1 protein-coding gene and 1 pseudogene are annotated in these 683 nt (G+C 47.7%); both read right to left on the bottom strand.

Annotated elements, in window-relative coordinates; all coding sequences use genetic code 11:
- Nucleotides 1-466 (bottom strand): annotated as a pseudogene (locus tag DWX75_RS11955) (RNA-guided endonuclease TnpB family protein); the annotation flags it as partial.
- 105 nt (nt 467-571) lie between these two features.
- Nucleotides 572-683 (bottom strand): helix-turn-helix domain-containing protein (locus DWX75_RS12265; protein WP_233519609.1); only part of this gene is annotated, 112 nt, incomplete at its 5' end.

Genomic DNA, 683 nt, shown 5'->3' with positions numbered 1-683 from the left:
CCTTGATGCCTAAATCAATGCCAATTCCTTCTGAGCGAGCAGGCTGTTGTTTCTTGCAAACAAACGACAGCCTTCGTAAAGGTTTCAGCGTCCGAGAGATCTGTATTCCTACCGACAGCCACCAATTCTCTCCATCGAATGTAATCCGTGGGTTCGTGTATTTGGCTCGGACAGGAGTACGGTTCTTCTCAGCAAGCCGGATCCAGTTCAAACGCTGATGGTTCTTCCGCCTGCTTCCTGCAAGGCTCTCCAGTTTGACGTGAGTGTCTGTGAATTGGATCTTGACATTGTCCTGATAGAAGCGGAAGTCCCCGTTCTTCTTGCTCCTGAACTTGGGATGCCCGTTCATGTCATAGACGGTCAAGCTCTTGCCAATGCGGGTATAATGAGTAACTTTCTTAGCGGAATACTTGATGTAGCCGGGCTGCTTCTGCTTGCGGAAGAAGTTCTTATAGGCAATGCACAAGTCTTTGATGGCCTGCTTCGTGACGTTATTCGATACATTCAGGAGCCACTTGTTTTCCTCAGAATGGCGCAGGATCGTGAATGCTTTGCGAAGCTCACCGTCCGTCTAGATTTTGCGTCCTCTACGGAAGTTATCCATCTGCTTGTTCAATGCCCAATTGTAAGCATATCTTGCAGCACCAGCAAATTGGAATAGCTTAGTCCTTTGTTTGTTGTTT

Origin of the sequence: Mitsuokella sp. AF21-1AC (genome assembly GCF_003458855.1) — a bacterium.
In the GTDB taxonomy this organism is placed as follows: domain Bacteria; phylum Bacillota; class Negativicutes; order Selenomonadales; family Selenomonadaceae; genus Mitsuokella.
The sequence above is the reverse complement of the archived record's forward strand: the minus strand, read 5'-3'. Positions and strand labels throughout refer to the sequence as shown.